At 47.6% G+C, this 22,778-nt stretch carries 16 protein-coding genes and 1 riboswitch; of the genes, 13 read left to right on the forward strand and 3 right to left on the reverse strand.

The window, feature by feature from the left end:
- The first annotated feature begins 438 nt into the window (after nucleotides 1-438).
- From xylB to BLV50_RS28930, 7 genes are all read left to right on the forward strand, one after another.
- The gene (gene xylB / locus BLV50_RS28900) at nucleotides 439-1,932 is read left to right on the forward strand and encodes a xylulokinase (protein WP_090811376.1); all 1,494 of its coding nucleotides are present in this window, start codon (nucleotides 439-441) and stop codon (nucleotides 1,930-1,932) included.
- Between the two features lie 291 nt (nucleotides 1,933-2,223).
- On the forward strand, nucleotides 2,224-2,940 hold the full coding sequence (locus BLV50_RS28905; RefSeq protein WP_240321507.1) for a glycosyltransferase family 2 protein: 717 nt from the start codon (nucleotides 2,224-2,226) through the stop codon (nucleotides 2,938-2,940).
- Between the two features lie 19 nt (nucleotides 2,941-2,959).
- Nucleotides 2,960-4,927: a glycosyltransferase gene (locus BLV50_RS33635; protein ID WP_256338071.1), complete on the forward strand. Its 1,968-nt coding sequence runs from the start codon at nucleotides 2,960-2,962 to the stop codon at nucleotides 4,925-4,927.
- 234 nt (nucleotides 4,928-5,161) lie between these two features.
- The gene (locus tag BLV50_RS28915) at nucleotides 5,162-5,794 is read left to right on the forward strand and encodes a bifunctional 4-hydroxy-2-oxoglutarate aldolase/2-dehydro-3-deoxy-phosphogluconate aldolase (protein WP_063566578.1); all 633 of its coding nucleotides are present in this window, start codon (nucleotides 5,162-5,164) and stop codon (nucleotides 5,792-5,794) included.
- 157 nt (nucleotides 5,795-5,951) lie between these two features.
- Entirely contained in the window at nucleotides 5,952-6,902 is a 951-nt protein-coding gene (locus BLV50_RS28920) for an alpha/beta hydrolase (RefSeq protein ID WP_256338072.1), read from the forward strand.
- A gap of 203 nt (nucleotides 6,903-7,105) precedes the next feature.
- Nucleotides 7,106-9,505, forward strand: coding sequence for a YcdB/YcdC domain-containing protein (locus tag BLV50_RS28925; protein ID WP_090811380.1), 2,400 nt, complete (start codon nucleotides 7,106-7,108; stop codon nucleotides 9,503-9,505).
- A 198-nt stretch (nucleotides 9,506-9,703) separates the two neighbouring features.
- Entirely contained in the window at nucleotides 9,704-10,831 is a 1,128-nt protein-coding gene (locus tag BLV50_RS28930) for a transglutaminase domain-containing protein (RefSeq protein ID WP_090811382.1), read from the forward strand.
- A gap of 166 nt (nucleotides 10,832-10,997) precedes the next feature.
- Here BLV50_RS28930 and BLV50_RS28935 read toward each other — a convergent pair whose 3' ends face one another.
- Nucleotides 10,998-12,464, reverse strand: a complete 1,467-nt coding sequence (locus tag BLV50_RS28935; RefSeq protein ID WP_063566581.1) for an amino acid permease — start codon at nucleotides 12,462-12,464, stop codon at nucleotides 10,998-11,000.
- Between the two features lie 114 nt (nucleotides 12,465-12,578).
- Nucleotides 12,579-12,796: riboswitch (Lysine riboswitch) on the reverse strand.
- A gap of 142 nt (nucleotides 12,797-12,938) precedes the next feature.
- A complete protein-coding gene (locus BLV50_RS28940; RefSeq protein ID WP_090811384.1) occupies nucleotides 12,939-14,081 on the reverse strand; it encodes a virulence factor in 1,143 nt (380 codons plus the stop codon).
- 225 nt (nucleotides 14,082-14,306) lie between these two features.
- Between BLV50_RS28940 and BLV50_RS28945 the strand changes: the two genes are divergently transcribed.
- Nucleotides 14,307-14,747, forward strand: a complete 441-nt coding sequence (locus BLV50_RS28945) for a hypothetical protein (protein WP_090811386.1) — start codon at nucleotides 14,307-14,309, stop codon at nucleotides 14,745-14,747.
- A 40-nt stretch (nucleotides 14,748-14,787) separates the two neighbouring features.
- Here BLV50_RS28945 and BLV50_RS28950 read toward each other — a convergent pair whose 3' ends face one another.
- Entirely contained in the window at nucleotides 14,788-15,486 is a 699-nt protein-coding gene (locus BLV50_RS28950) for a response regulator transcription factor (RefSeq protein WP_064640594.1), read from the reverse strand.
- Between the two features lie 380 nt (nucleotides 15,487-15,866).
- On the opposite strand from BLV50_RS28950, the gene BLV50_RS28955 reads away from it, so the two are divergent.
- The 5 genes from BLV50_RS28955 to BLV50_RS28975 all read left to right on the forward strand — a co-directional run bounded on the left by BLV50_RS28955 (nucleotide 15,867) and on the right by BLV50_RS28975 (nucleotide 22,724).
- Nucleotides 15,867-18,677: an ATP-binding protein gene (locus tag BLV50_RS28955; RefSeq protein WP_177031289.1), complete on the forward strand. Its 2,811-nt coding sequence runs from the start codon at nucleotides 15,867-15,869 to the stop codon at nucleotides 18,675-18,677.
- A gap of 327 nt (nucleotides 18,678-19,004) precedes the next feature.
- Complete coding sequence (locus BLV50_RS28960; protein WP_063566586.1) at nucleotides 19,005-20,351, forward strand: cytochrome ubiquinol oxidase subunit I; 1,347 nt, start codon at nucleotides 19,005-19,007, stop codon at nucleotides 20,349-20,351.
- Complete coding sequence (locus tag BLV50_RS28965; protein WP_063566587.1) at nucleotides 20,348-21,382, forward strand: cytochrome d ubiquinol oxidase subunit II; 1,035 nt, start codon at nucleotides 20,348-20,350, stop codon at nucleotides 21,380-21,382. Before BLV50_RS28960 ends, BLV50_RS28965 begins: the two co-directional genes overlap by 4 nt.
- 8 nt (nucleotides 21,383-21,390) lie before the next feature.
- Entirely contained in the window at nucleotides 21,391-21,588 is a 198-nt protein-coding gene (locus tag BLV50_RS28970; RefSeq protein ID WP_063566588.1) for a cytochrome bd oxidase small subunit CydS family protein, read from the forward strand.
- Between the two features lie 71 nt (nucleotides 21,589-21,659).
- Nucleotides 21,660-22,724, forward strand: a complete 1,065-nt coding sequence (locus BLV50_RS28975; RefSeq protein ID WP_090811390.1) for an MBL fold metallo-hydrolase — start codon at nucleotides 21,660-21,662, stop codon at nucleotides 22,722-22,724.
- The last annotated feature ends 54 nt before the right edge of the window (nucleotides 22,725-22,778 follow it).

The raw sequence follows: 22,778 nt of genomic DNA on the forward strand, positions 1-22,778 counted from the left end.
GCACGCCAGCATAGCCTAAGCTTGTACCACGGAACGCCTGAACAAGCATGACATTCGGACCGTCCCCGACTTTCCCCTGGGAAGGCGGGGACGGTTTTTTGATCCTTGAACCGAATGAGTTTCTTGTGCATTATGGTTTGCGTGTCCACTACTAATGACAGATATAGGTCGTAGGCACGATTTTAGCTACAGAAACGAGTACGTTTTACTCGTTTCATATCCATGTGTGTCCATGATTAAGCATGCAGAACGGAGTGAGCAGAAAGGACCCGGAGGAAGCGAAGCGGTCGCATTTATCCCCGGATTTCTCCCATATAAAAGGGATGAAGGAAATCCGGGGGTAACGGCGATCCAAGGGTTTTCTGATCACGGAGTGACTCTCATGTAAACTTGGATTCTTCGTGGATATAACCTGAGATAAACGAGAGGAGTTAACCCATGAGTTACGTAATTGGTGTCGATCTGGGAACCAGCGCAGTTAAAACGGTGCTGGTTAACCGTGAAGGGAAAGTGGCGTTTGAAGCTTCCGAGGCTTATCCGCTGTACCAACCCAAAGCTGGATACAGTGAGCAGAACCCCGAAGATTGGGTAGAGCAGACGATTGTATCGCTGCGCAAATTGCTGGAGGTGTCAGGCGTACATCCTTCGGAAATCGAAGGACTGAGCTTCTCCGGACAGATGCATGGATTGGTGCTGGTGGATGCCGAAGGTAAACCGCTGCGCAATGCCATTCTGTGGAACGATACACGGACAACAGCGCAGTGCCGCCGCATTGAGAAGGTGCTGGATAGCAAATTGTTAAGTATTGCCCGTAACCGTGCACTCGAAGGTTTTACCCTGCCCAAAATCCTGTGGGTACAGGAAAACGAGCCGGAATCGCTGCAACAGGCAGCTCTGTTCCTGTTGCCGAAGGACTATGTGCGGTATCGCCTGACAGGTGATTATGCCATGGATTATTCGGATGCAGCAGGCACATTGCTGCTGGATGTTGCAGGCAAGCAGTGGAGCAAGGAAATTGCAGAAGCTTTTGAGCTGTCGCTCTCCTTGTGCCCACGACTTGTGGAGTCATTTGAAGAAGTGGGCACATTGCTGCCTGAGATTGCGGATCAAACTGGACTTGCAGCCGCAACGAAAGTCTATGCAGGCGGTGCGGATAATGCTTGCGGAGCCATCGGCGCAGGCATTCTGAGTGAAGGACAGACGATGTGCAGCATCGGAACGTCCGGGGTAGTGCTTTCTTATGAAGAGCGTAAAGATCTCGATTTCGAAGGCAAAGTGCACTTTTTTAACCATGGCGAGAAAGATGCCTTCTATATTATGGGAGTAACCCTTGCGGCAGGATACAGCCTGTCCTGGTTCAAGGATACGTTTGCAGCAGACAAATCATTTGATGTGCTCTTGCAGGGCATTGATGCGATTCCAGCGGGAAGCAACGGGTTGCTGTTCACACCTTATATCGTCGGCGAGCGTACACCGCACCCGGATGCAAACATTCGTGGCAGCTTTATCGGCATGGATGCCGGACATAAGCTGGAGCATTTTGGACGTGCTGTGATGGAGGGCATTACGTTCTCACTGCGTGAGTCCATCGATATTCTGCGTAACGCTGGCAAAACAGTGAATGAAGTTATTTCCATTGGTGGCGGCGCCAAAAATGAAGCCTGGCTGCAAATGCAGGCCGATGTCTTCAATGCAACCATTGTGAAATTGGAAAGTGAACAGGGCCCGGCAATGGGCGCGGCAATGCTGGCGGCTTATGGCTGTGGCTGGTTCCCATCCTTGCAGGAATGTGCAGCAGCATTCATTCGTCCTGCCAAATCCTATGTGCCTAACCCGGAAACGGTTAAGGTGTATGACGGACTGTTTGCACTGTATCAGGATGTGTACGGGCAAACACGCAGCTTGAATGATCGTCTGGCAGCGTATCGTTGATTATTCAACCTCATCTATATTGAGATCTCAATAGGTCATTAACTATTAAACCAATGAAATATTCCATTAAGGAGGTACCTGCGAAAGCGGGTGCCTTTTTTGTCGTTGTTCATGAAAGAAGGGCATATCATATTTCAAGATTCCTAAACGTCATGAAAGGTTTCCCTGCCAGACATAACCCTGTTCCAGACGTGCATAGATTAGATATTGAGGTTAATAGAGGTTCAGCCAATTAATCATTCATATCACATCAATTATTACGCGTGACAGACTCAGCCTGGAGGTGGGGAGTTGGAAGATCGTGAAGCAACCACGAGGCCGCATGTCACCTTGTCCATGATTGTTCGCAATGAGGAGCACAGGTATCTCAGACAGGCGTTGGAGACTCACCGGCCGTGGATTGATCGTGCGGTGATCATTGACGACGGAAGTACAGACCATACCGTCGCTTTATGCCAGGAAATGCTGGAGGGAATCCCGCTTACGTTGATTGTGAATCCGGCCTCCCTATTTGCAGATGAGGTGAGTTTACGCAAGCAGCAGTGGGAGACAACAGTGGCTACAGGACCGGAATGGATCTTGAACCTGGACGCGGATGAAATTCTGACAACGGATTTTGGTATTGTACGGAATCAACTGTTGGGTGGAACGGAGGACGCCATTTATTTCAGGTTGTTTGATATGTGGAGTGATACACATTACCGGGAAGACCAATACTGGCAGGCTCATGCGTATTATCGGCCATTTCTGGTCCGATACCGACCGGAATGGAGCTATGAGTGGAAGGAAACCCCGCAGCACTGCGGCCGTTTTCCGCTAACGATTCAGCATTTTGCCTATGGATGTCACTCCCCTCGAGTGAAGCACTATGGTTGGGCGCGTGCAGAGGACCGGATTCGTAAATACGAGCGTTATCAAGCACTGGACCCGGATGCGAGATATGGCTGGAAGGAACAGTACGAATCCATTTTGGATGCAGATCCAATACTTCTGGAATGGTCGGAATAAGGGAAGGAGGACAATAGAGTTGAAGAAGGAAAAAGAAAAAGGTAAAGAAGAGCCAAAGGAAAAGATTCTTATCGCAAGCCCTGTTCGGCAGACGGCTGCGGTACTCCGTGAATTTCTCCAGTCCTTGGAATCGCTTGAGAGAACGACGGTAACGACAGACTATCTGTTTGTGGACGACAACGAAGAAGAAGCGGCATCCAATATGCTCCAGGAGTTTGTACTTCGGCATGAAGGCAACCTTTTGGATGCGAATGTAGATGAAACAGATGCCAATCAGGGAAAAGGAATTTACAACAAGGACGAGGGTGGGCACTATTGGCGTGACGAACAGATCTGGCGTGTAGCCGGACTGAAAAATCGTATTTTGGCATATGCCCGTGACCAGAAGTACGATGCCGTGTTCTTGATTGATTCCGATCTCGTCCTGCATCCACGGACATTGGAACAGCTCGTATCGAACAGGAAGGAGATCATCTCCAATATCTTCTGGACTCGATGGCAGCCGGGCACAAGGGAAATGCCACAAGTCTGGTTGCAGGATGAGTACGCCCTGTTTCGCAAGGGAGGCAAACGCAATACAGGGGAGGAAGCAGAGGACGAAGGTACACAGACGGATGCATTCCTGAGGCAATTGCGTACCCCGGGTTGTTATGAAGTGGGTGGACTTGGGGCGTGTACCCTTATTCGCAGGAACGTATTGGAGTCCGGAGTTTCCTATGACCAGATTCCGAATGTATCTTTCTGGGGAGAAGATCGCCATTTTTGCATCCGTGCTCAGGCACTGGGGTTCCGTTTATACGTAGATACACATTTTCCGGCCTATCACATCTACCGACTATCGGAATTGCCCGGAGTAGCTGCTTTTAATCGCAGAGCCATACGCGGAGAGGAATCGATCAGTATTTCGCTGTGTATGATTGTGAAAAATGAAGAGGCTTCCCTCTCCAGATGTCTGGACTCTGTTAATGGGATCGCTGACGAGATTGTAATTGTAGATACGGGTTCGACGGACCAGACGCGTCAGATCGCAGCTCGTTATACGGAACGCATCATTGATTTTGAATGGGTGGATGATTTTGCGGCAGCAAGGAACTTTGCTTTTGAACAGGCAACAAGTGAATATATACTATGGCTGGATGCAGATGATGTGTTTGAACCGGATGACCGGGTGAAGCTCATTGAACTGAAGCGCTCCCTGGACCCTGCTGTGGATAGTGTGACGATGGATTATCATCTGTCCTTTACGGCGGAGGGGAAGGTGGCATATAGTCTGAGGCGGAACCGACTGGTGCGCAGGGATCGGAATTATCGCTGGATTGGTGCCGTGCATGAATATTTGGAAGTGGCCGGTCATCTGCTGCATAGCGACGTGGCAGTCACGCATAAGAAAGATAAGGAATACACGGATCGCAATCTAAAGATTTATCGCAAACGCGAACAGGCAGGGGAGGAGTTCTCTCCGCGTGATTTATATTATTTTGGCAATGAATTGAAAGACCACGGGCATCTTGAAGATGCAGTACAGTACTATGGAAAATTTCTGGACACCGGGCTGGGATGGGTGGAGGATCAGATCGCAGCATGCCAGAAAATAGCTGATTGCGAGGTATCACTTGAACGTTCGGAAAAGGAAGTCTCGGCATTGTTGAGATCCTTTGCCTTTGATTTGCCGAGGGCAGAGATCTGCTGCCGATTGGGTGGATATTTTGCCGACCGTGCCGATTACCGCAAAGCCTTATACTGGTATGAACAGGCGACCCGCGCCGTACGCCCGACCGATCCAATGGTAGTATTGAATGAAGCTGCATGGACATGGATGCCGCATCTACAATTGTGTGTGTGTTATGACCGGATGGGCAATCGGGCAAAAGCCAAAGAGCACAATGACATTGCTTTGATGTACCATCCAACACATCCGAGCATGTTGTATAATGATAAGTATTTTAAGGATCTGGAGAAGGATAATAACGTGCTGGAAAATGCTTAGAGCAAACCTCTCTAATGGAACAAAGTGGATGAATAATCCCTTTTTCCATGGAGAGGTTTTTGTGTTCCTATTTAACTTTATACTGGAGACATTGGTGCACTCACTCTCACAAGAAATTGGATCAAATGATTTCATCCAGGGGACGATATGCTTTACAATAGTGACTAACGGAAAAGCGGTGATAACGAATACTTGTCTTCGGCTGCCGAATCTATGAAACAAGGGGAAGTTGGCATGAATCTGACGGAAGTATTATTGGAATCGAGACTGGTGGCTATTGTTCGTGGTATTAGCCGTGAATCTGCTCAGGCAGCAGGGCAGGGAATGACTGATGGTGGAATCCGACTGATGGAAGTGACGCTGAACACACCTGGGGCACACGATATTATTGCAGACTGGCGTGCAAGGCATGAGGGGAAGGCTTATATCGGGGCGGGCACGGTACTCAATGTGCAGATGGCCAAAGAAGCCGTCGCAGCGGGTGCTCAATTTCTCGTATCTCCGAATGTCGATCTGTCTGTTATTGAATATGCTGTAGAACATGGAGTGGAGATCTGGCCCGGTGCGATGACGCCAACGGAGATTGTGGCTGCCTATGAAGCAGGAGCAAGAGTGGTGAAGCTGTTCCCAATGGCGAGTCTGGGTATTCCGTATTTACGTGAAATTAAGGCTCCACTGAATCATATTCCACTGCTTGCAACAGGAGGAGCCACCCTGGATAACATTGCAGATTATTATGCAGCGGGTGCGGCGGCAGTGGGGCTTGGAAGTGCACTTTTGCCACGAGAAGCACTTGCAGCAGGGAATGATGAGCAGATTGCCGCTTGCACACGTGCATTTGTGGAAATAGCGAAACTCGAGGGTTGAACCAGGAAACCAACAGAAGTGGACCAGACACATCGGGGTATATATAAGGAGAGCTTCTGTACCATTAGATAATATAAGAAGTGATGTGGATTAACGTCCTGTTAACCTTGCTGTCTTATGATGGAGTTAGGCCAGAAAACGGAGAGGAGTGACACCAGTGAAAGCTAAAACGATGATTGGCGGGATGATTGCTGTTGCCGCGGTAACTGCGGGTGGTTTATGGAAGGCAGCGGTGAATAGTCAGACCCCCAAAAAGATTCCGATTACGCTCACACCGCCCATGCCATTTGAGGATATAACCTTTGAGAGTGGAGGCGGGCGAGTGCATGGCTGGTTCATTCCGGCTGGAGCTCATATCCCGAAGCCTTGGCCTTTGGTTATTATTGCACATGGATGGGGCTCCAACCGATCACGTGTCCTCCGTTATGCTCGTCCCATTTGGGAAGCAGGTTATGCGCTCTTTATGTACGATGTTCGAAGCCATGGAGCCAGTGATCCAGTTAAAGCGGCTTCAGCTTACCTGTTCCGCGACGATTTGCTATCAGCATTGCAATATACGTCCTCACGGCCGGAAATTGATCCAGCAGCAATCGGTGTGCTTGGGCACTCCTTGGGCGGGCTAGGCACGATCCTCGCTGTGACGGAGGGCATTCCTGTATCAGCGGTGATCACGGACTCCATGCCATCCCAATTCGAGGTTATCGTAAGTTCCGAGCTGAGACGGCGCCGTCTGCCTCTGTTTCCGCTGGCCCAGCTGATTCCGCGAATCTGGTTCTGGCGGCTTGGTGAATCTCTGAAAACGTATCGCCAGCGCGATCCAGTTATGCTGCTGAACGAACGGCGCAAAGGCATGCAGCTGCCGATGCTTATGGTGCATTCCAAAGGTGATAACTTTATTCCACCAAGCGAACTTGAATATTTTATGTCCAAAGCGGATCCGCCCGTGGAGCATCTATGGGTCAATAGCGGTGGCCATAGCTGTTCAGAAGAAGATCCCGCGTTCTGGAATACGGTGATTCCATTTTTGAAAACTCATGTACAGGTGCAGGCTCAGTCCAATGAATCTGTTATACCGAACGTTAATATAGAGAAAATTCAGCCCACTTGATGCTCAGGCTGATCGTCGAAACGTCAACCCGGTTGGCGTTTTTTTGCTGTTTCTATAAAATATGCAGAAATTCACATTTGTAAAATTGTTGGGAAAATGACGATTAAAAAGGAAGCTTATGGTATCATAGAATAGACTGGCAATATTCATGCGAGGTTATTTTGCATGCAACCTTGTATGAAATTGAAGGGAGAGGTCCAGATTTGAGTTTTGATTGGAATTTTAATGTGCGATTCAAAATGTTTACAGCCAAAGCGGCTACAGCAGCCATGGCAACTTTGCTTCTGGCATCACAGACACCAGGGTTTGCAGGCAGCGCGTCGGCAGCGACAGCGGAACAGGTAACAGAATCCGCAGCGGGGGAAACGGAACAACCACTTGGATTAACAGACAACGAGGTGCCTGAAGGAGCCAAAATCTCCTCCAAGCAAGCCAGCGAGAATATACTGAAATTATTTCCATTGTTAAAAAAGGCGACGATTTCATCTGTACGATTCGATTCACCGAACTCTTACCCACCACCGGATTACAAGGCGTGGGAGATTGGCTTTCAAATTGTCGAAGGAAATCATACGATGGGATTCAGCGCAACGGTACATGCGGGCACGGGGGAAGTGCTAAGCGTACATTTGCCTTCTGAATTACTGGATAAGCAGTCTACTGCTTCTGATGTCAAATTGACCAAAGACGAGGCTGAGAAGTATGCAGAGGCATTACTATTCAAAGCTATTCCCGGATTGAAAGAAAATGAGTATGCTTCTCTTGGAGATGTGTATCAATTCACTGCACAGCAATCTTTGTTTGGCAGAACGGAATATCGATATGGTTACCAACTCAAGCATGAAGGTTTGTTGTCTGAGGCAGAGACGATCTACATAAGTGTGGATGAAAGTGGCCTGGTGACAGGCTATTCAAGAAGTACAACTGGAGCTGAATATCCTTCATCGAAGTCGGCAGCATCGGAAGAGAAGGCCAGTCAACGATTTGAGGAGCAATTTGATGTACAGCTCGCTTATATCTCGAATGATCGTCTATCCTCGCTCAAAGGACAAAAGTATTATCTTGGTTATATGCCGAAGAATTCCAGCATGGTTCCGCTGGATGCTAATACACTGGAGCCGATTAACGCGATGACTGGAAAAGCTATTGGTGATGAAGATTCTTTACAGCAGAATAAACCTTTAAAAGGAAGTGTAGCTCCTTTTGTCGCAGCGAACGGCCAGAAATTAAATGCACAACAGGCTGAGAACATCATTAAAAAGAACTTTGATATTCCGAAAGGTTACAAGTTGGAGCATAGTCAGTTAAGCAAAGGTGAGTATGCGAGTCCTAACAATCAAGTATGGAGCCTGAGCTGGAGCAATCGAAATGCGAATGTATCCTACATGTTCATGCGAGATATTTCAGCACAGGTAGATGCGCTTACTGGACAGATTTATAGTTACAGCTTGTATCAACGGGTGGAGCCGGGTGCTGCGCAGGAGAAACCAGCGGATGAGAATGAGACTAAGTCTGTAACCCGGACACAAGCCGAGAAACTTGCAATCAATAAGGTGATTGCATTGGTTCCAAGTGCAGCAGAACAATTCCGGTTGTCCAGCGTGCTTGAATTTGAAGGTGCACGTACATTTATGTTCCAGCGCTACATGAACGGAATTGCGGTTATGGATGATACAGTACAAGTACAAGTCCTGAAGGATGGAGCCATCAACGAATTTTATACAAGAATTGCTGCAACGCCTGAACAATTGCCTGGAAACACCAAACCAGCCATCAGTTATGAAAAGGCAAAGGCAACCTATCTGGAAGCATTCAAGTTAACACTGGCTTACTCCCGCTACGGTGGTTATGCCATGAGTACAGGTCAGGTCGTTCCCTCGGGTGTAAACCTGGTTTACCAGCCTACACGAAATGGAAATTCGATTTCCGCCAGTTATGAAGTACTTGATGCTAACACTGGGGAATGGAAGTTTTTATACGGTACTGGAAGTGCCACAGCGAATGTTGAACCTAGTGATATTTCGGGTCATGTGGCGGAGGCTTCGCTTAGGAATATGACTCAACATGCCGTAATTCACTCAGATGAGCAGGGACGTGTATTCCCAGACCGGGTCATCACGAAGGGTGATTGGTTTACCTATCTGGCAAGAGCGGTTAACCCGAATATGGATATGTATTACAGTGGAAACGGGAGTGAGAAGCTATATGCTGACATTACCCCGGAGAGCCCTTATTACCAAGCTGTGCGGACATTGATTGATCAGCGCTGGTTAGCGGGTGCTGATTCTGAAACGAAGCTAAATCCAGAAGAGGAGATGACTCGTGAAGAGTTGGCAGTATTGCTCGTGCGCATTTTGCGCTATGAGAAACTGGCCGGATTCTACACATTGCCATCGGATCTTCCCAACCTGGCAGATGCCAGTGCAGTCAACAACAAGGGAGCGGTCTCCCTCAGCATCAAGCTGGGATTGTTGCCTTCGATTGAAGGACGATTCATGCCTGCACGCAAAGTGACGGTTGCCGAGGCGGCTCAGGTATTGGAACGTCTGGCCAAGCTTCAGGGCAAGACGGATACCTTTATGAGCGGCAATCGTTTATATTGATTGGAGTTTGTTGCATAAATGCCCGGAAGAGTCATATGATGAGGATAACGGGTAGGTTAGGGTGTTTTGCTGAAGACAGGGGGACCTTCTACGGAGGGTCTCTTTTGATGCTTTTCGACAAAACTAGAAGCCTGCCGTCAATCCCTTTTGTGATACAATGAGGCATGAGAACTTTGCAAAGAGAGGTGGTATCCTTTCATGGGCAAGCACGGAAAACGAGTGATAACCCTGCTATTGGCTGGTTGTCTTGTTGCTGTGGCACTGCCACATGCAGTCGATCTGGATCAGCTGTACGCGGCGTCGGGAACATCGGACATATCCACGAATACGGATCTGCGCGAGACGTTGCTGAATGCGATGTCCCAGCGTACGGAGGAACTTGTTTTTACATACAAAGGCAATGTGAAAGGCCTCAAAAAACAGTTGCAGAGCTCCATTGACGAAGCAATGACCAGTGATCCTTATATTCAATATACCGTTAAAAGTTATGCATTTAACTATAAAGGCTCCAATGTATCCGCAGAGGTACATGTGAAGCTGGCCTATCGGGAAACGAAGCAGCAGACCGACTACGTGAACCGCAAGGTGACCAACGTGCTCAAAGAGATTATCGTGCCTGGCATGACGAATCATGAGAAAGTTAAAGTCATTCATGACTGGATTGTACTTAACCTTTCCTACGATACATCCTTGCAGAAATATACTGCATACGATGGACTTGTTACCGGCAGTACCGTATGTCAGGGATATTCATTGCTGGCTTATCGCATGCTGGAGCAGGTGGGTATAGAGAACCGGATTGTGGAAGGAACGGCTGGTGAGCAATTACACGCCTGGAATCTCGTCAAGCTGGATGGCAAGTGGTACCATATGGATACGACGTGGGATGATCCTACTCCTGACCGTAAGGGCAAGGTAAGTCACAATTATTATTTGCTCAGTGATGATGAGATGGCACGTGACCATGTATGGACAGCTAAAGGCAAGTATCCTGCTGCCTCTGCTCCCTATCGTGAAGCTTTGCAAACTTTGGTGAAGGCGGGAGGTAGCAAGGCAAACGCGTACCAGAAGCTGTATCATACACTGGAATACTCGCTCTACGACGAAAGTGATGCGATTAGTGGTCATTCTGCACTGAAAACTAAAGTTCAGAGTGTGCTCAAGGATGGTGGAACCTCGCTGACTTTCAGATACAAAGGTACCGAGACGGGACTAGTAGAGGATTTGCAGGATCTGTATCAGCTTGGCATGAAGTCGATATCGTATTACGTATCCAACATGGAGGATACCGTGGATCTGCGTGTGAAAATTACCTGGACCATGTGACATCAAACTTTGTATGAATGATTATAATAGGACACACCTTATGGTGAACAAGGACGCTCATGGATGAGCGTTCTTTTTTTACGTGGATGATGGCTATCCCGAAACTTGGACGAACAAAAAAGGCAACCTTCTCTCCAGTGGAAAGAAGGTTGCCTGTGCAATATCGTTATTCGTTTGTAGTTGTAAAATCACATTCCTGTAATGGTACAACTTTTGTTTTCTTAATAAATTTATAACCCAGCCATAAGATCAGGAACAGTGGAACGCTTAAGTAAGCGACGAGGGCTCCGCTCCAATCGATCTGATCGCCCGTGAACGCCTGATAGTTCTGTCCAATAATGACGACGATACATAACACAAAAGCAAAGATCGGACCAAATGGGAACCAGCGTGCACGGTAGGGCAGATCGTTCAAATCCCGACCTTGGGCCACATACGCACGGCGGAAGCGATAATGGCTGATGGCAATGCCGAGCCAGGTGATAAAGCCACACATACCGGATGCATTCAGCAGCCAGGTGTATACAATGCCATCACCGAAAAGGGAGGCTAGAAAGGCGAGCATACCTACCGCTGTGGTCAAGAGCAGGGCGTTCATTGGAATGCCCTTTTTGTTCAGCCGACCCAAGAAGCGAGGCGCTTTGCCATCCCGGGCAAGAGCATACAGAACACGACTTGAAGCATACATGCCTGAATTCCCGGCAGACAGTACAGAGGTCAGAATAACGGCATTCATGACGGAAGCTGCAATGGCCAGACCCGCTTTTTCAAAGACAAGAGTAAACGGACTAACTCCGATGTTGTTCAGATCACCTTTAAGCAGATTCGGATGTGTGTAAGGAATGATCAGACTGATGACTGTAATCGCCAGAATGTAGAAGATCAGAATACGCCAGAACACTTGCCGAATAGCACGAGGGACATTTTCACGCGGATTTTCACTCTCACCGGCTGCGACGCCAATGAGCTCCGTTCCCTGGAATGAGAACCCGGCAGCCATAAATACACCGAGAACCGCAAAGAATCCGCCATGGAATGGGGCGTCTCCTATAGTAAAGTTACTGAATCCAACCGCTTCTCCGCCGATAATGCCGAAGATCATGAGCACACCAACGGTAAGGAAGATGATCACTGTAGCGACTTTGATAATGGCGAACCAGTATTCCGACTCTCCGTACCCTTTAACAGACAGTACATTTAGGGCAAAGATTAATACGAGGAACAACAGACTCCACAACATGGATGAACTGTCAGGGAACCAGTATTTGATGAGTACGGTTGCTGCAGCGAGTTCTGCTGCAATGGTGACGGCCCAGTTGTACCAGAAGTTCCAACCCATGGCGAACCCAAGGGCAGGATCGACGAAGCGGGCCGCATACGTATTGAATGAACCGGAGTCAGGCATGAAGGTAGCCAGCTCTCCGAGACTGGTCATAAGAAAGAAGACCATGATGCCGACGGCAACGTAAGCAATCAGTGCACCGCCGGGGCCTGCATTGGAAATAGCGGTTCCGCTTGCGAGGAACAGTCCTGTACCAATGGATCCACCGAGTGCAATCATGGTCATATGCCGTGCGCGTAGTCCTTTTTTCAGGGTAGGTCCTGTGTTAGTTTGGTTGTTGCGGTCTTGCATGGAAACACTCCTTCTTTCAGCGTACTAATGGGTTCAGAACAATGGAAATAACCAAAAGACCGCAGGCATTAGCCTGCGGTCTTTATTATCAATCGTCCGCACCTCGTCCCAGATGTTTAAGATAGCTCAACACAGAAGAAATCATACCCTCCGAGGAAGGCATCATACATCTGTGACAGTTCTGCACCTTTCGGCAACAGCCCCAGCCGCGCTGGACAACGTAAGGAACCGTCCTGCGAGCTTCGGCGGGTGCACCTTTCGGCTGAATTCATAAGCGGCTCCTTAGCGCCTCCTTCAGCGTACTGATCGCACCCGCGACCTCTACCTCATCATCATGGATGAGGTGTATCTATTGTCTATGAAATTATAAATCACAGAACGTAACACTCAATGTCCTGTTTAGTAAACAGACAATCAGTATAACCCCCATGGTATTCCAGTGCAATAACAATTGTTGGATATGAATCGAAAGGACTATTCCGACGTCTTGTTACGCCCAGCCATCTGCTGCCATACGGTTCCAGCTGCCTGTTCCCCGGATTCAATCCGTTCCAGTGCCATTTTGGCTTGCAGGCTGACTTCAAACTCAGGATCTTCGGCTGCCTTCCGCAGAGCTTGCTCTGCTTCTTCGGTTCCCACTTCGTACAGGAAGCGGGCCGCACGCCAGCGTACAAGCTTGCTCTTGTCGGATAACGTAGCTGTCATGGCTGCCGTTGCTGCAGAATCACCGATATCGGAGAGGGTATCTCCGGCAGTTCGACGTACAGCAGGCGAACTATCCTGCAGAGCTTCGTACAGCAATTCCATCGCTTCCGGTGTACGCATATCACCAAGATATACAACAGCCAGCCGGCGTATCTGCATTTTATTGTCATGGAGTGCATGAGCAACGAGTGGCAGCCGTTCTGCTGTAGGTTCCATGCCATCAAATGCAGCATAGCGAACATTCCAGTCCTCATTATGCAGAGCCTCTTCAAGCTCGGCACCATCCAGCTGGCGGCGACGTTCCACGAATTCTTCGGCATTGGAGCCGTGCTCAATGGCTTGTTGAATCACGCGTTCCAGACGCTCAGGCGGATATGCTGCTTCCAGCTCCTGTTCAACTTCTCTTGCGATTTCAGGCAATTCACCGTAGCGAACGCCATAGTCACTCAGTTTCCGTTCCTTGATCAGCGTTGCACTGGCGACTTCAGTAACGGCTTTGACGAATCGATCCGAGAGCGAAATGCGCTCTTCCTTGGCGCCGGCTTTGACCCGAATTTGCATCGGCACACCTCTGAAAAATTGAACGAATACCTGTGCTTCACCGAAGTGCTCACCAGAGGCATCTTCAGATTCAATCCAGTCCAGATCAATTCCCTGTTGGCCAAGACGGCTTTGGACTTCGCCAAGTATGACGGACCAATCCGCATTTCCCTTGCGGTCAAGAGCTACGAAGTCGGTCGTGTGGAATACACTTTTTACTCCGGGAATATGAAGCATCTGGCGAATAAACGCCGGAGCAGACCGTTCGTTATCCAGTGTATATGTTCTGCGGATCCCGTCCTCCAGACGTTCGTCCAGATGCAGCATCATCGTATTGGGACTGGGTGTTGGTTCAATGGAAACAATATTCATCGGTTCATAACCTCCTGTACCGGATTCATTCTTAAAGTTCCCGCAATGGACACGGGCATATCCCTATTTTACATGAATTGCCGCAAACTGCGAAATGGGTAATGAACCTTACACAGTTTGTTAAGACGTACGAAGATAGTTAACACTTCTTTTATGTTCACACACGAACATTTTTAAATGAAGATTGGCACAATAAGAAGAGAGAATGAACTGGAGGTTATACCTATGGAACCCATTACCGTACTTTCGGACGGAAGTCGTGGTATTGATTATGACAATATGATTGAATTGTTGAATGAATGGATAACAGACGAGCAGAGGGAGCCCGCAATGAAGAGAGAAAAGAACGTAAATAACGAGGAGGGGGAGGAATGGGGCACAGCTCACTATTGTATTGTGGATTATCAGGACGCTGGGCAAGCCGTATCAGCAGCGAATGCCATTCGGGCATTTATGCCTCAGATTCCTTTGCTGGTGATTACGGATTTTCAATCGTTGATTCGCAAGCGCCATTTGCAGCTTATTACGGGTACGGGCCTGATAAAGATGATCCTCTGGCAAGAGGAAGAACCAGATCGGCTGATCATGGAGATCCAGCGGTTGCTGCATTCTTTTGCATACAAAACAAAAACAGCTCAGCCCTCAACCCAGTCGATTAGACGATGACAGAGAGAGGACATGAGCCATTATTTCATTTCGGCGTGTACTAAATGACGTATTTATATCCCGTTCCCCAAACCGTCTTGATATACCTTGGATTTTTGGGGTCGGGTTCAATTTTTTTACGCAGGCTGGAGATGTGCACATCGATTGTACGGTCCAGATATGCCCGTTCTGAGCCTTTAATACGATCCATGAGTTCATTGCGGGTGAACACTTTGCCGGGATTTCGGTACAATTCCTTCATAATTTCAAACTCAATATGAGTGACCTCAATTTCAAGGCCATCCACAAACAAAGTTCTTCTGTACTCATTCACACTGACATGTCCGACAATTTCAGCCGGTTTGTCCTCTTTTATCGGCTTGTCCGGGTAGGAGATGGCCGATCTGCGCAATAATGCCTTAATTCGTGCGTCAAGCTCTTTTAGACTAAAGGGTTTACAAAGAAAATCATCCGCACCATTGTGCAATGCTCGGAGCCGATCATTCAGCATGGTGCTGGCTGAGATCATTAATATGGGTACAGTCGAGTGTTGGCGAAACGCATCAACCAGATCATTACCGTCTGTTTCAGGCAGCATCAAGTCAGTCACTACAATATCGGGCTGGAATCGTGGGAAAAGTTGAAGTGCTTCGCGTGCATGATGGACCCGTTCAGTTATGTAACCCTCCTCCTCAAGAAAGAAAGCAATCATGTCGGCCAGATTTTTCTCATCTTCTATAAGAAGAACTTTGATAGACATTGAGGTCACACTCCTGATGAAATGAATTTGTTAAGAAACTTCTTAGAAAAAGCCGTAATATGTGTGGAAATGCTGCAAATTTTTTAATGTTTGTATTCCAGAATATAGGATGCATATGTAGTTAGTTCTATAGGGTTTCAGCTAAACTTCAGTATTTTACCATGAATGCAGCTCAATTGCCGATCATTCAAAATTTCCCAAAGCTACATCGAGTAGTTATTACAGTATAATGTATCAGAACGGTTTGAGGGAAATAAAGTAGATCTTACGAGCTTTAATCCATAGGAGGTACCAACGTTGTTGTTGAATGCAAACATAGAAATCAGTCATAAGGCCAGCTGCCTATGGACTACATAAAGGTAAATAAGGTGTTGGAGTGGATGGTAATCAAACTCCGTATTCCGTGGTTGGGTACGGCCATCCTAATTATCCTTGGTACGCTGGGAACGATATTTCCGCTGACTCTGTTTTATGGGGTACAGCTGTTGTTCGGCACAGCCGCAACTTTTATTGCCTTGCGCTTACATGGAGCCATATACGGATTCACTTCTTTGATAGCAATCTGTACCTTGGGTGTATTATTCGGGGGTCTAGTCCCAAATAGTTTTTTTATGATTGGCGCTCATACTATTGAATTAATCTGGATGCTGGGATGGCAGATCCGATGGAAGAATGGAAGTGTCATGAAGGCCAATGCTGCATTCTGGGTCGTGATGTTATTGCCAGTGACCTTTTATGGATATTTCATGATGAGCATGAATCTTGAAGAATTAAAGTATGGATATATGCATGTTGCTGTGACTAGCATGGTGAATGCACTAATTGCAGGTATTGTGGTGGACTTCTGGATTACCAATGGCGAGCTGAAGTCGAAACGGACAGGAACCATTCCGCTCACACGGATTGCTTTTAAATACGTCGTAGCTTTTGTAGTCGTTGTCTCTCTTGTTCTGTTATCGGCCGATAGCCGAAGACAGCTAGGTCAGATCAATGACACCATTGTATCTAATCTAAAACATGCTGCGAATGCTGTGATCAAGGATTTAAATGATCGATATCTAACCCAAGAGAACATGCATCAAAGTATGGAGCGTTATCATCATCTACTGGGTGTGAATGTCATCATTCTTGACCCAAATGATAAGGTCATTGCTTCTGGGCTGGATACGCTCCAAGTGGGAGAATACCTGGATATCAACAAATATCGTGTTCTCAAGCCAGGCGAGAACAGCATACTATTTCATTCCGGGGATGCTTATTATAGTGATGTACTTACTCACTGGAAACAGGCATCGTTCATGTACGAAGCAGATATGACTACAAGCACTCCATATCGAGTATTTGTTGAGACCAACTCAGCCAATTATTACACTCGGATTGAGGCGATCTACTTGACCACACTTCAATCTCTGTTCATCATTTTTGTGGCTTCCATGATTGTCGCCGCTCCTCTCAGCCGAAAAGTGATAAGTCCATTGAAGCGTCTTACACGCATGACTGGTTCTCTTCCGAGGCTGTTATTTCGTAATGGGGAGATGGAATGGCCAACCAGCCATGTAACAGAAGTACAGATACTGATTGGTAATTTGCGCAAAATGGCTGATGTGCTTCTAGAGCAATTCGAACAGATTCGTCAGGACAAGCTCACTCTGGAGGACAGGGTTAGAGAGCGAACCAAAGAACTGAAGAATAGTGAGGAGATCAAACGCGCCATTATTGATTCATCCATCGATGCCATTATTGCTGTGGATTCAAACGGACTGATTATCGAGTTTAATCCCGAAGCCGAAAGAATGTTTGGTCTGAAACGAGAAGAAGTTGTTTTCGAGAAGGAGGCCCCTTCCCTTTTTCAAGGAGCGAGCTGTATGGAAATCAAAGAAATGCTGGAGAGATTCGAATATATCCGGGGTAAACGGCATGTCATTGTCGAAGAGATTTCAGGTATTCGTTGGGATGGTTCGGTTTTTCCGATTGAGTATAAAATTGTAGAAATTCAATTGGGCAATAACGAAACGCTGTATAACTTGTTTATCAAGGATATTACCGAGCGCACAAGGGCTGAAGAAGATCGTGTGCGTCATGCGCTGGCTCTGGAGAAGCTGAATGCGGAGCTGTTTCATGAAAAAGTTGCCATTCAGGAACAGCGTGACATCAGCGAGCATTTCATTGAATCCGTTCGGGAAGGTCTGGTCATGTCAGATCGTTCCGGCACCATCACAATAGTGAATAGAAGAATGGAAGAAATGTTTGGCCTCGGAGATTTTTCGGGCAGATCGATCGAAGATTTAGCCAATGCCATTGATACCCTGGTGTTAACCGCCGATTTCAATTTGGTTGAGCAGACTCGTGCTTTTCTGAACGGAGAACTGGCCTTTGTGGAGACTGAATTTATATTCAATGATGTGGAAAAGAGTGTATTTTCCCTGTACATGAAGCAAATGGATGTTCCTGGTAAAAACCATGGATTTCTCCTGGTGTTCCGCGATCGTACGGAGGAAGAACGCCTGAATCGGATGAAAAACGAACTGATCAGCGTGGTGTCCCATGAGCTTCGTACCCCTGTAGCAACCATTATGGGCTATGTGGAACTAATGATGATGTATGATCTTCCCGCCTCACAGCGTCAGGACTTCATGGAGACCATTTCTTCGGAAGGCGCACGGCTGAGTAGTCTGCTGGATGATGTACTTGATATTCAACGTCTGGACAATGAAGGAATGACCTATCATAAGACGTATGTACCGTTGCTTGAGTTGGTTGAGGGTGTTGCTGAGCAATGGAATATGCAATCCATTCAGCGCATTTATGTACATGCGTTTAATGGAGACTTTTTTGCTTACGCGGACCAGAATCGGATGGTTCAGTTGCTGCATAATTTGGTAGGTAATGCAGTCAAGTACTCACCTGGAGCAGACCGAATTGATATTACGCTGTGGGAAGAAAAAGAATGGTTATGCATCGATGTACGTGATTATGGAATAGGTATTCCAGAGAACGTGCAGGACCTGCTATTTACGAAGTTTTATCGTGTGGACAATTCGGATCATCGTCAGATTGGCGGGACTGGACTGGGGCTTTACATTTCGCGCAAAATTGTAGAGGACCACCAGGGAACGCTTACCTTTATATCCGCACCGCACAAAGGAAGCACGTTCAAGGTTCGATTGCCTAAGCAAGACGAACTATTGTAAGGCAAGAGAAGCCTTTATCTAATAGGATGCTTTTATCCTGAAATAGATAAAGGCTTTTTTTGTTTTTCAAAATTCCCCGGATAAAAAAACAACTTCTTTTGCAAACTGTCTATAGAGCCATAATTTGCATGCCATGCAAAAGGAGGACGGCAGGTCTATGTTCCGTAAACAAGAGAAAACCCTTATTATCGTCTGCCTGGTCGCAGCCGTGATCGTGCTGTATGCCGTTGTCAAAAGTATTATCCGGATCATGAGTTATTGAGGCATATCGTCACACAGGCGGTATGAAGTCGTACATAACGATTATGTGAAAGAGGAGTGTAACCCATGTCATCCCTGGATCCTGTTCTGCTCAGCCGGATGCTGACCGGTCTTACCCTGTTTGTGCACATCATTTTTGCTTCCATCGGTGTAGGCGTTCCACTCATGATCGCCTTGGCTGAATGGCGCGGACTGCGCACCAATGATATCCATTACACCTTGCTGGCGCGCAGATGGGCGCGAGGTTTCGTTATTACCGTTGCAGTTGGTGTAGTTACAGGCACCTCAATTGGTTTACAGCTCAGCCTGCTGTGGCCGATGTTTATGCGAGTAGCGGGGCAGGCGATTGCCTTGCCGCTGTTTATGGAGACGTTCGCCTTTTTTATAGAGGCCATCTTTCTTGGAATCTACCTCTACACATGGGACCGTTTCAAAAAGAAATATACCCATATGCTGCTGTTGATTCCGGTGGCTCTAGGATCCTCTGCCTCCGCGATATTCATTACAACGGTGAATTCTTTCATGAACCAGCCTCAGGGGTTTACCCTGATTAATGGCATCATGAAGGACATCCATCCAATTGCTGCGATGCTGAATCCGGCTACCCCGACCAAGGTATCTCACGTGCTCGCCTCGTCATACACATTGAGTGCGGGTATATTGGCAGGCATCGCCGCATTCAGCTTGCTTCGGGGTCGGGATCATGTGTATTACAAAAAGGCGCTTAAACTCACAACGGTATGTGCGCTCGTATTTGCGGTCAGCACCGTCATGATCGGAGATTCTTCCGGTAAATTTCTGGCGAAATACCAGCCGGAGAAGCTGGCCGCCGCAGAGTGGCATTTTAAAACGATGACGAAGGCGCCGCTAGTGTATGGGGGTATCCTTGATGAGAACAATGAAGTGAAATACGCCATTGAGATCCCCTATGCACTCAGCATACTGGCGGGAAACAGACCGGACACGGAAGTGAAAGGACTTGAAGAATTTCCGGCCGATCTGAGGCCACCGTTGTCCATTCACTATATGTTTGACCTGAAAGTAACGACCGGCGTGATCATTCTGCTGATTCCGGTGCTTTATGTGTTCCGACGCTGGCTGCCGGGGCGCAAGCCTTATCCCAAATGGCTCTTGCTCGGCATCGTCCTGCTTGGACCCCTGGCCATGATTGCCATTGAGCTCGGCTGGATGTTCGCCGAGGTCGGCAGACAGCCGTGGATATTGCGCGGGTACATGAAGGTGTCGGAAGCAGCAACAACATCATCCTCTGTAGGCTGGATGCTGGTTCTGTTTATTCTGCTGTACCTGATCCTTTGCTTTTCAGCGATTCGGGTACTCAGCAAGCTGTTCCGTAACAAGGAAGCAGAGAAGGAACTGGAGTCTCTTGGTCTGGAAGGAGGGATCGTGCATTGAGCTTTGAAATTGCAGGCATCGCGATCTTGTGGACGTTTCTGTTTGGATATCTGATCGTGGCTTCGATTGATTTTGGGGCCGGATTTTTCAGCTTTTACAGCATATTAACCGGACACGAGAACAAAATCCATAACATTATTCAGCGCTATCTCTCACCCGTGTGGGAAGTGACGAATGTGTTTCTGATCTTTTTTGTTGTTGGTCTGGTCGGATTTTATCCGGATAGCGCTTTTTATTATGGGACAGCGCTGCTTGTTCCAGGTTCATTAGCGATTGTGCTGCTTGCGATCCGGGGCGTGTACTACGCCTATAATACCTATGGGAACAATGGTCAGAACAGCCGGATTTACATGGCATTGTATGGAGCGACGGGATTGCTGATTCCGGCGGTGTTTTCCACCATTTTGGCGATATCCGAAGGTGGAATTATTGAGCAGGTGGGTGATCAGGTATTTTTTCGCTGGCGTGAGTTTTTGACGAATCCGTATACCTGGTCTGTTGTATTGCTTGCACTGGTAAGTGTGCTCTATATCTCAGCGATGTTTCTTTCCTACTATGCCAAGCGGGCGGAGGATGAGACTGCGTTTGAAGTTCTTCGGGAGTATGCACTCTTATGGAGTCTGCCTACGATTTTTGCCAGCTTTCTGGCATTTTTACAGATTAACAAACAGAATCCCGCACACTTTGAGCAGATGTTAAATATCTCATGGATGTTTATCGCATCTTTTATCTGTTTTGTGATCGCCGTCTCGCTGGTATGGAAACGTAAATATTTGGGCTGGTGTTTTATCGCCGTGATGCTGCAGTTCGCCTTTGCCTGGTACGGCTATGGGCGCTCACATCTTCCATACATTCTGTATCCGTACATTAATATTTTCGACAGCTTTACGAACAAGACGATGGGTATTGCGCTCATTACGGCGTTCAGCCTGGGACTGCTGGTGCTCATTCCTTCACTCGTGCTCATTATGAAGCTGTTTCTGTTTGATGCCAATTATGTGCGAGGTAATGCTGGCAAAAAGAAAGGATGAGTCCGTTCATGCTTCCCAACAAGCTGTTCATCATGCTTCCACGGTTACTTCTCAGCTCTGACGAGGGAGTGAGGGGTATTCCCGGTATAACGGGATTAAGTTTTTTTGAGACCTTTACGATTATGTACGCCCCGCCACTGATTATCGTGGCTGCAATTGCGTTTTTGTTCGTCTACTTGGCGAAGTGCAAAAATCCAAAGGATTGATTCGTTGGTACGTACTTTCCAATTCGGGGTAATCTTTTGTTAAGATACGAGGAAGGGAGGAGGGCCCTTTCATGCCGAAAATCCGTTATAACAACATTGATAATGTAAGTACGGACAAAACGCTGAAGGAATTCAAGCAATGGAGGGAGCAACGGCGCAGCAAAGTTAAGGATTATTCCTACACCGTGCCCAAGCACCCACCTGAACTGGATTATCTGCACGCCAACCGGGCTGAAACCACGATTACCTGGATTGGTCATTCCACGTTTTTCATTCAATATCATGGACTAAACATCGTGACAGACCCGGTCTGGGCGGAAAAAATGGGGTTTCAGCGCAGACTCGGTGCCCCTGGCATTCCGATTCAGGATATTCCGCCTCTGGATGTCATTTTGATCTCGCATTCACACTATGATCATTTGCATCTCGCATCGCTGCGGAAGTTGGTCACAGCCAAGACACTGCTCATCGTTCCCGATGGTCTCAAGCGCAAAATGGTGCGCAAAGGTTTCCATCGGTGTCATGAGATGAAGTGGTGGGAACATATTACGCTTGGCGGGGTCAAAATAACCTTTGTACCCGCGCAGCACTGGACACGCCGAACCCTATTTGATACCAACACGTCCCATTGGGGCGGTTATGTATTCGAACAAAATCACCCGGCAGTCATTCCGTCGGAGGAGAGTGCCGCGACGAGCGAAGGACATGGTCATGAAATTTCCCGAGCAGCAGGAACGGATGAGTCAATAGAGGCATCGGCTGATCAATCTTCTGGCGGTCCGCCAATCATTTATTTTGTAGGGGATACAGGATACTTTCAGGGATTCAAAACGATTGGAGAACGCTTCGACATCGGTGTTACCCTGATGCCAATCGGTGCGTACGACCCGGAATGGTTCATGACATCCCAGCATGTGACGCCGGAAGAAGCGTTGCAGGGATTTGTAGAAACGGGTTCCCAGCTTATGGTTCCCATGCATTATGGAACATTTAAGTTAGCGGATGACACACCTAAGGAAGCGCTGGATCGAATGGAAGTTGAACGAGAACGACTTGGAATCAACGCAGAGCGCATTCGGGTGCTCGGACATGGGGAAACATTGCGTATTCGACACGAAGAAAGCAAACAGGACTAACAAAAGTGATCCAAATATGCTAATGTAAGGGTATATCCGCATGAATAAACGATT

Source organism: Paenibacillus sp. 276b (assembly GCF_900107875.1).
Lineage (GTDB): Bacteria > Bacillota > Bacilli > Paenibacillales > Paenibacillaceae > Paenibacillus > Paenibacillus marchantiae.

Bases quoted from the DNA above. Each gene is read 5' to 3' on its own strand.
- xylB (WP_090811376.1), top strand. From the start codon at position 439: ATGAGTTACGTAATTGGTGTCGATCTGGGAACCAGCGCAGTTAAAACG.
- BLV50_RS28915 (WP_063566578.1), top strand. From the start codon at position 5,162: ATGAATCTGACGGAAGTATTATTGGAATCGAGACTGGTGGCTATTGTT.
- BLV50_RS28930 (WP_090811382.1), top strand. From the start codon at position 9,704: ATGGGCAAGCACGGAAAACGAGTGATAACCCTGCTATTGGCTGGTTGT.
- BLV50_RS28935 (WP_063566581.1), bottom strand. From the start codon at position 12,464: ATGCAAGACCGCAACAACCAAACTAACACAGGACCTACCCTGAAAAAA.
- BLV50_RS28940 (WP_090811384.1), bottom strand. From the start codon at position 14,081: ATGAATATTGTTTCCATTGAACCAACACCCAGTCCCAATACGATGATG.
- BLV50_RS28945 (WP_090811386.1), top strand. From the start codon at position 14,307: ATGGAACCCATTACCGTACTTTCGGACGGAAGTCGTGGTATTGATTAT.
- BLV50_RS28950 (WP_064640594.1), bottom strand. From the start codon at position 15,486: ATGTCTATCAAAGTTCTTCTTATAGAAGATGAGAAAAATCTGGCCGAC.
- BLV50_RS28955 (WP_177031289.1), top strand. From the start codon at position 15,867: ATGGTAATCAAACTCCGTATTCCGTGGTTGGGTACGGCCATCCTAATT.
- BLV50_RS28960 (WP_063566586.1), top strand. From the start codon at position 19,005: ATGTCATCCCTGGATCCTGTTCTGCTCAGCCGGATGCTGACCGGTCTT.
- BLV50_RS28970 (WP_063566588.1), top strand. From the start codon at position 21,391: ATGCTTCCCAACAAGCTGTTCATCATGCTTCCACGGTTACTTCTCAGC.
- BLV50_RS28975 (WP_090811390.1), top strand. From the start codon at position 21,660: ATGCCGAAAATCCGTTATAACAACATTGATAATGTAAGTACGGACAAA.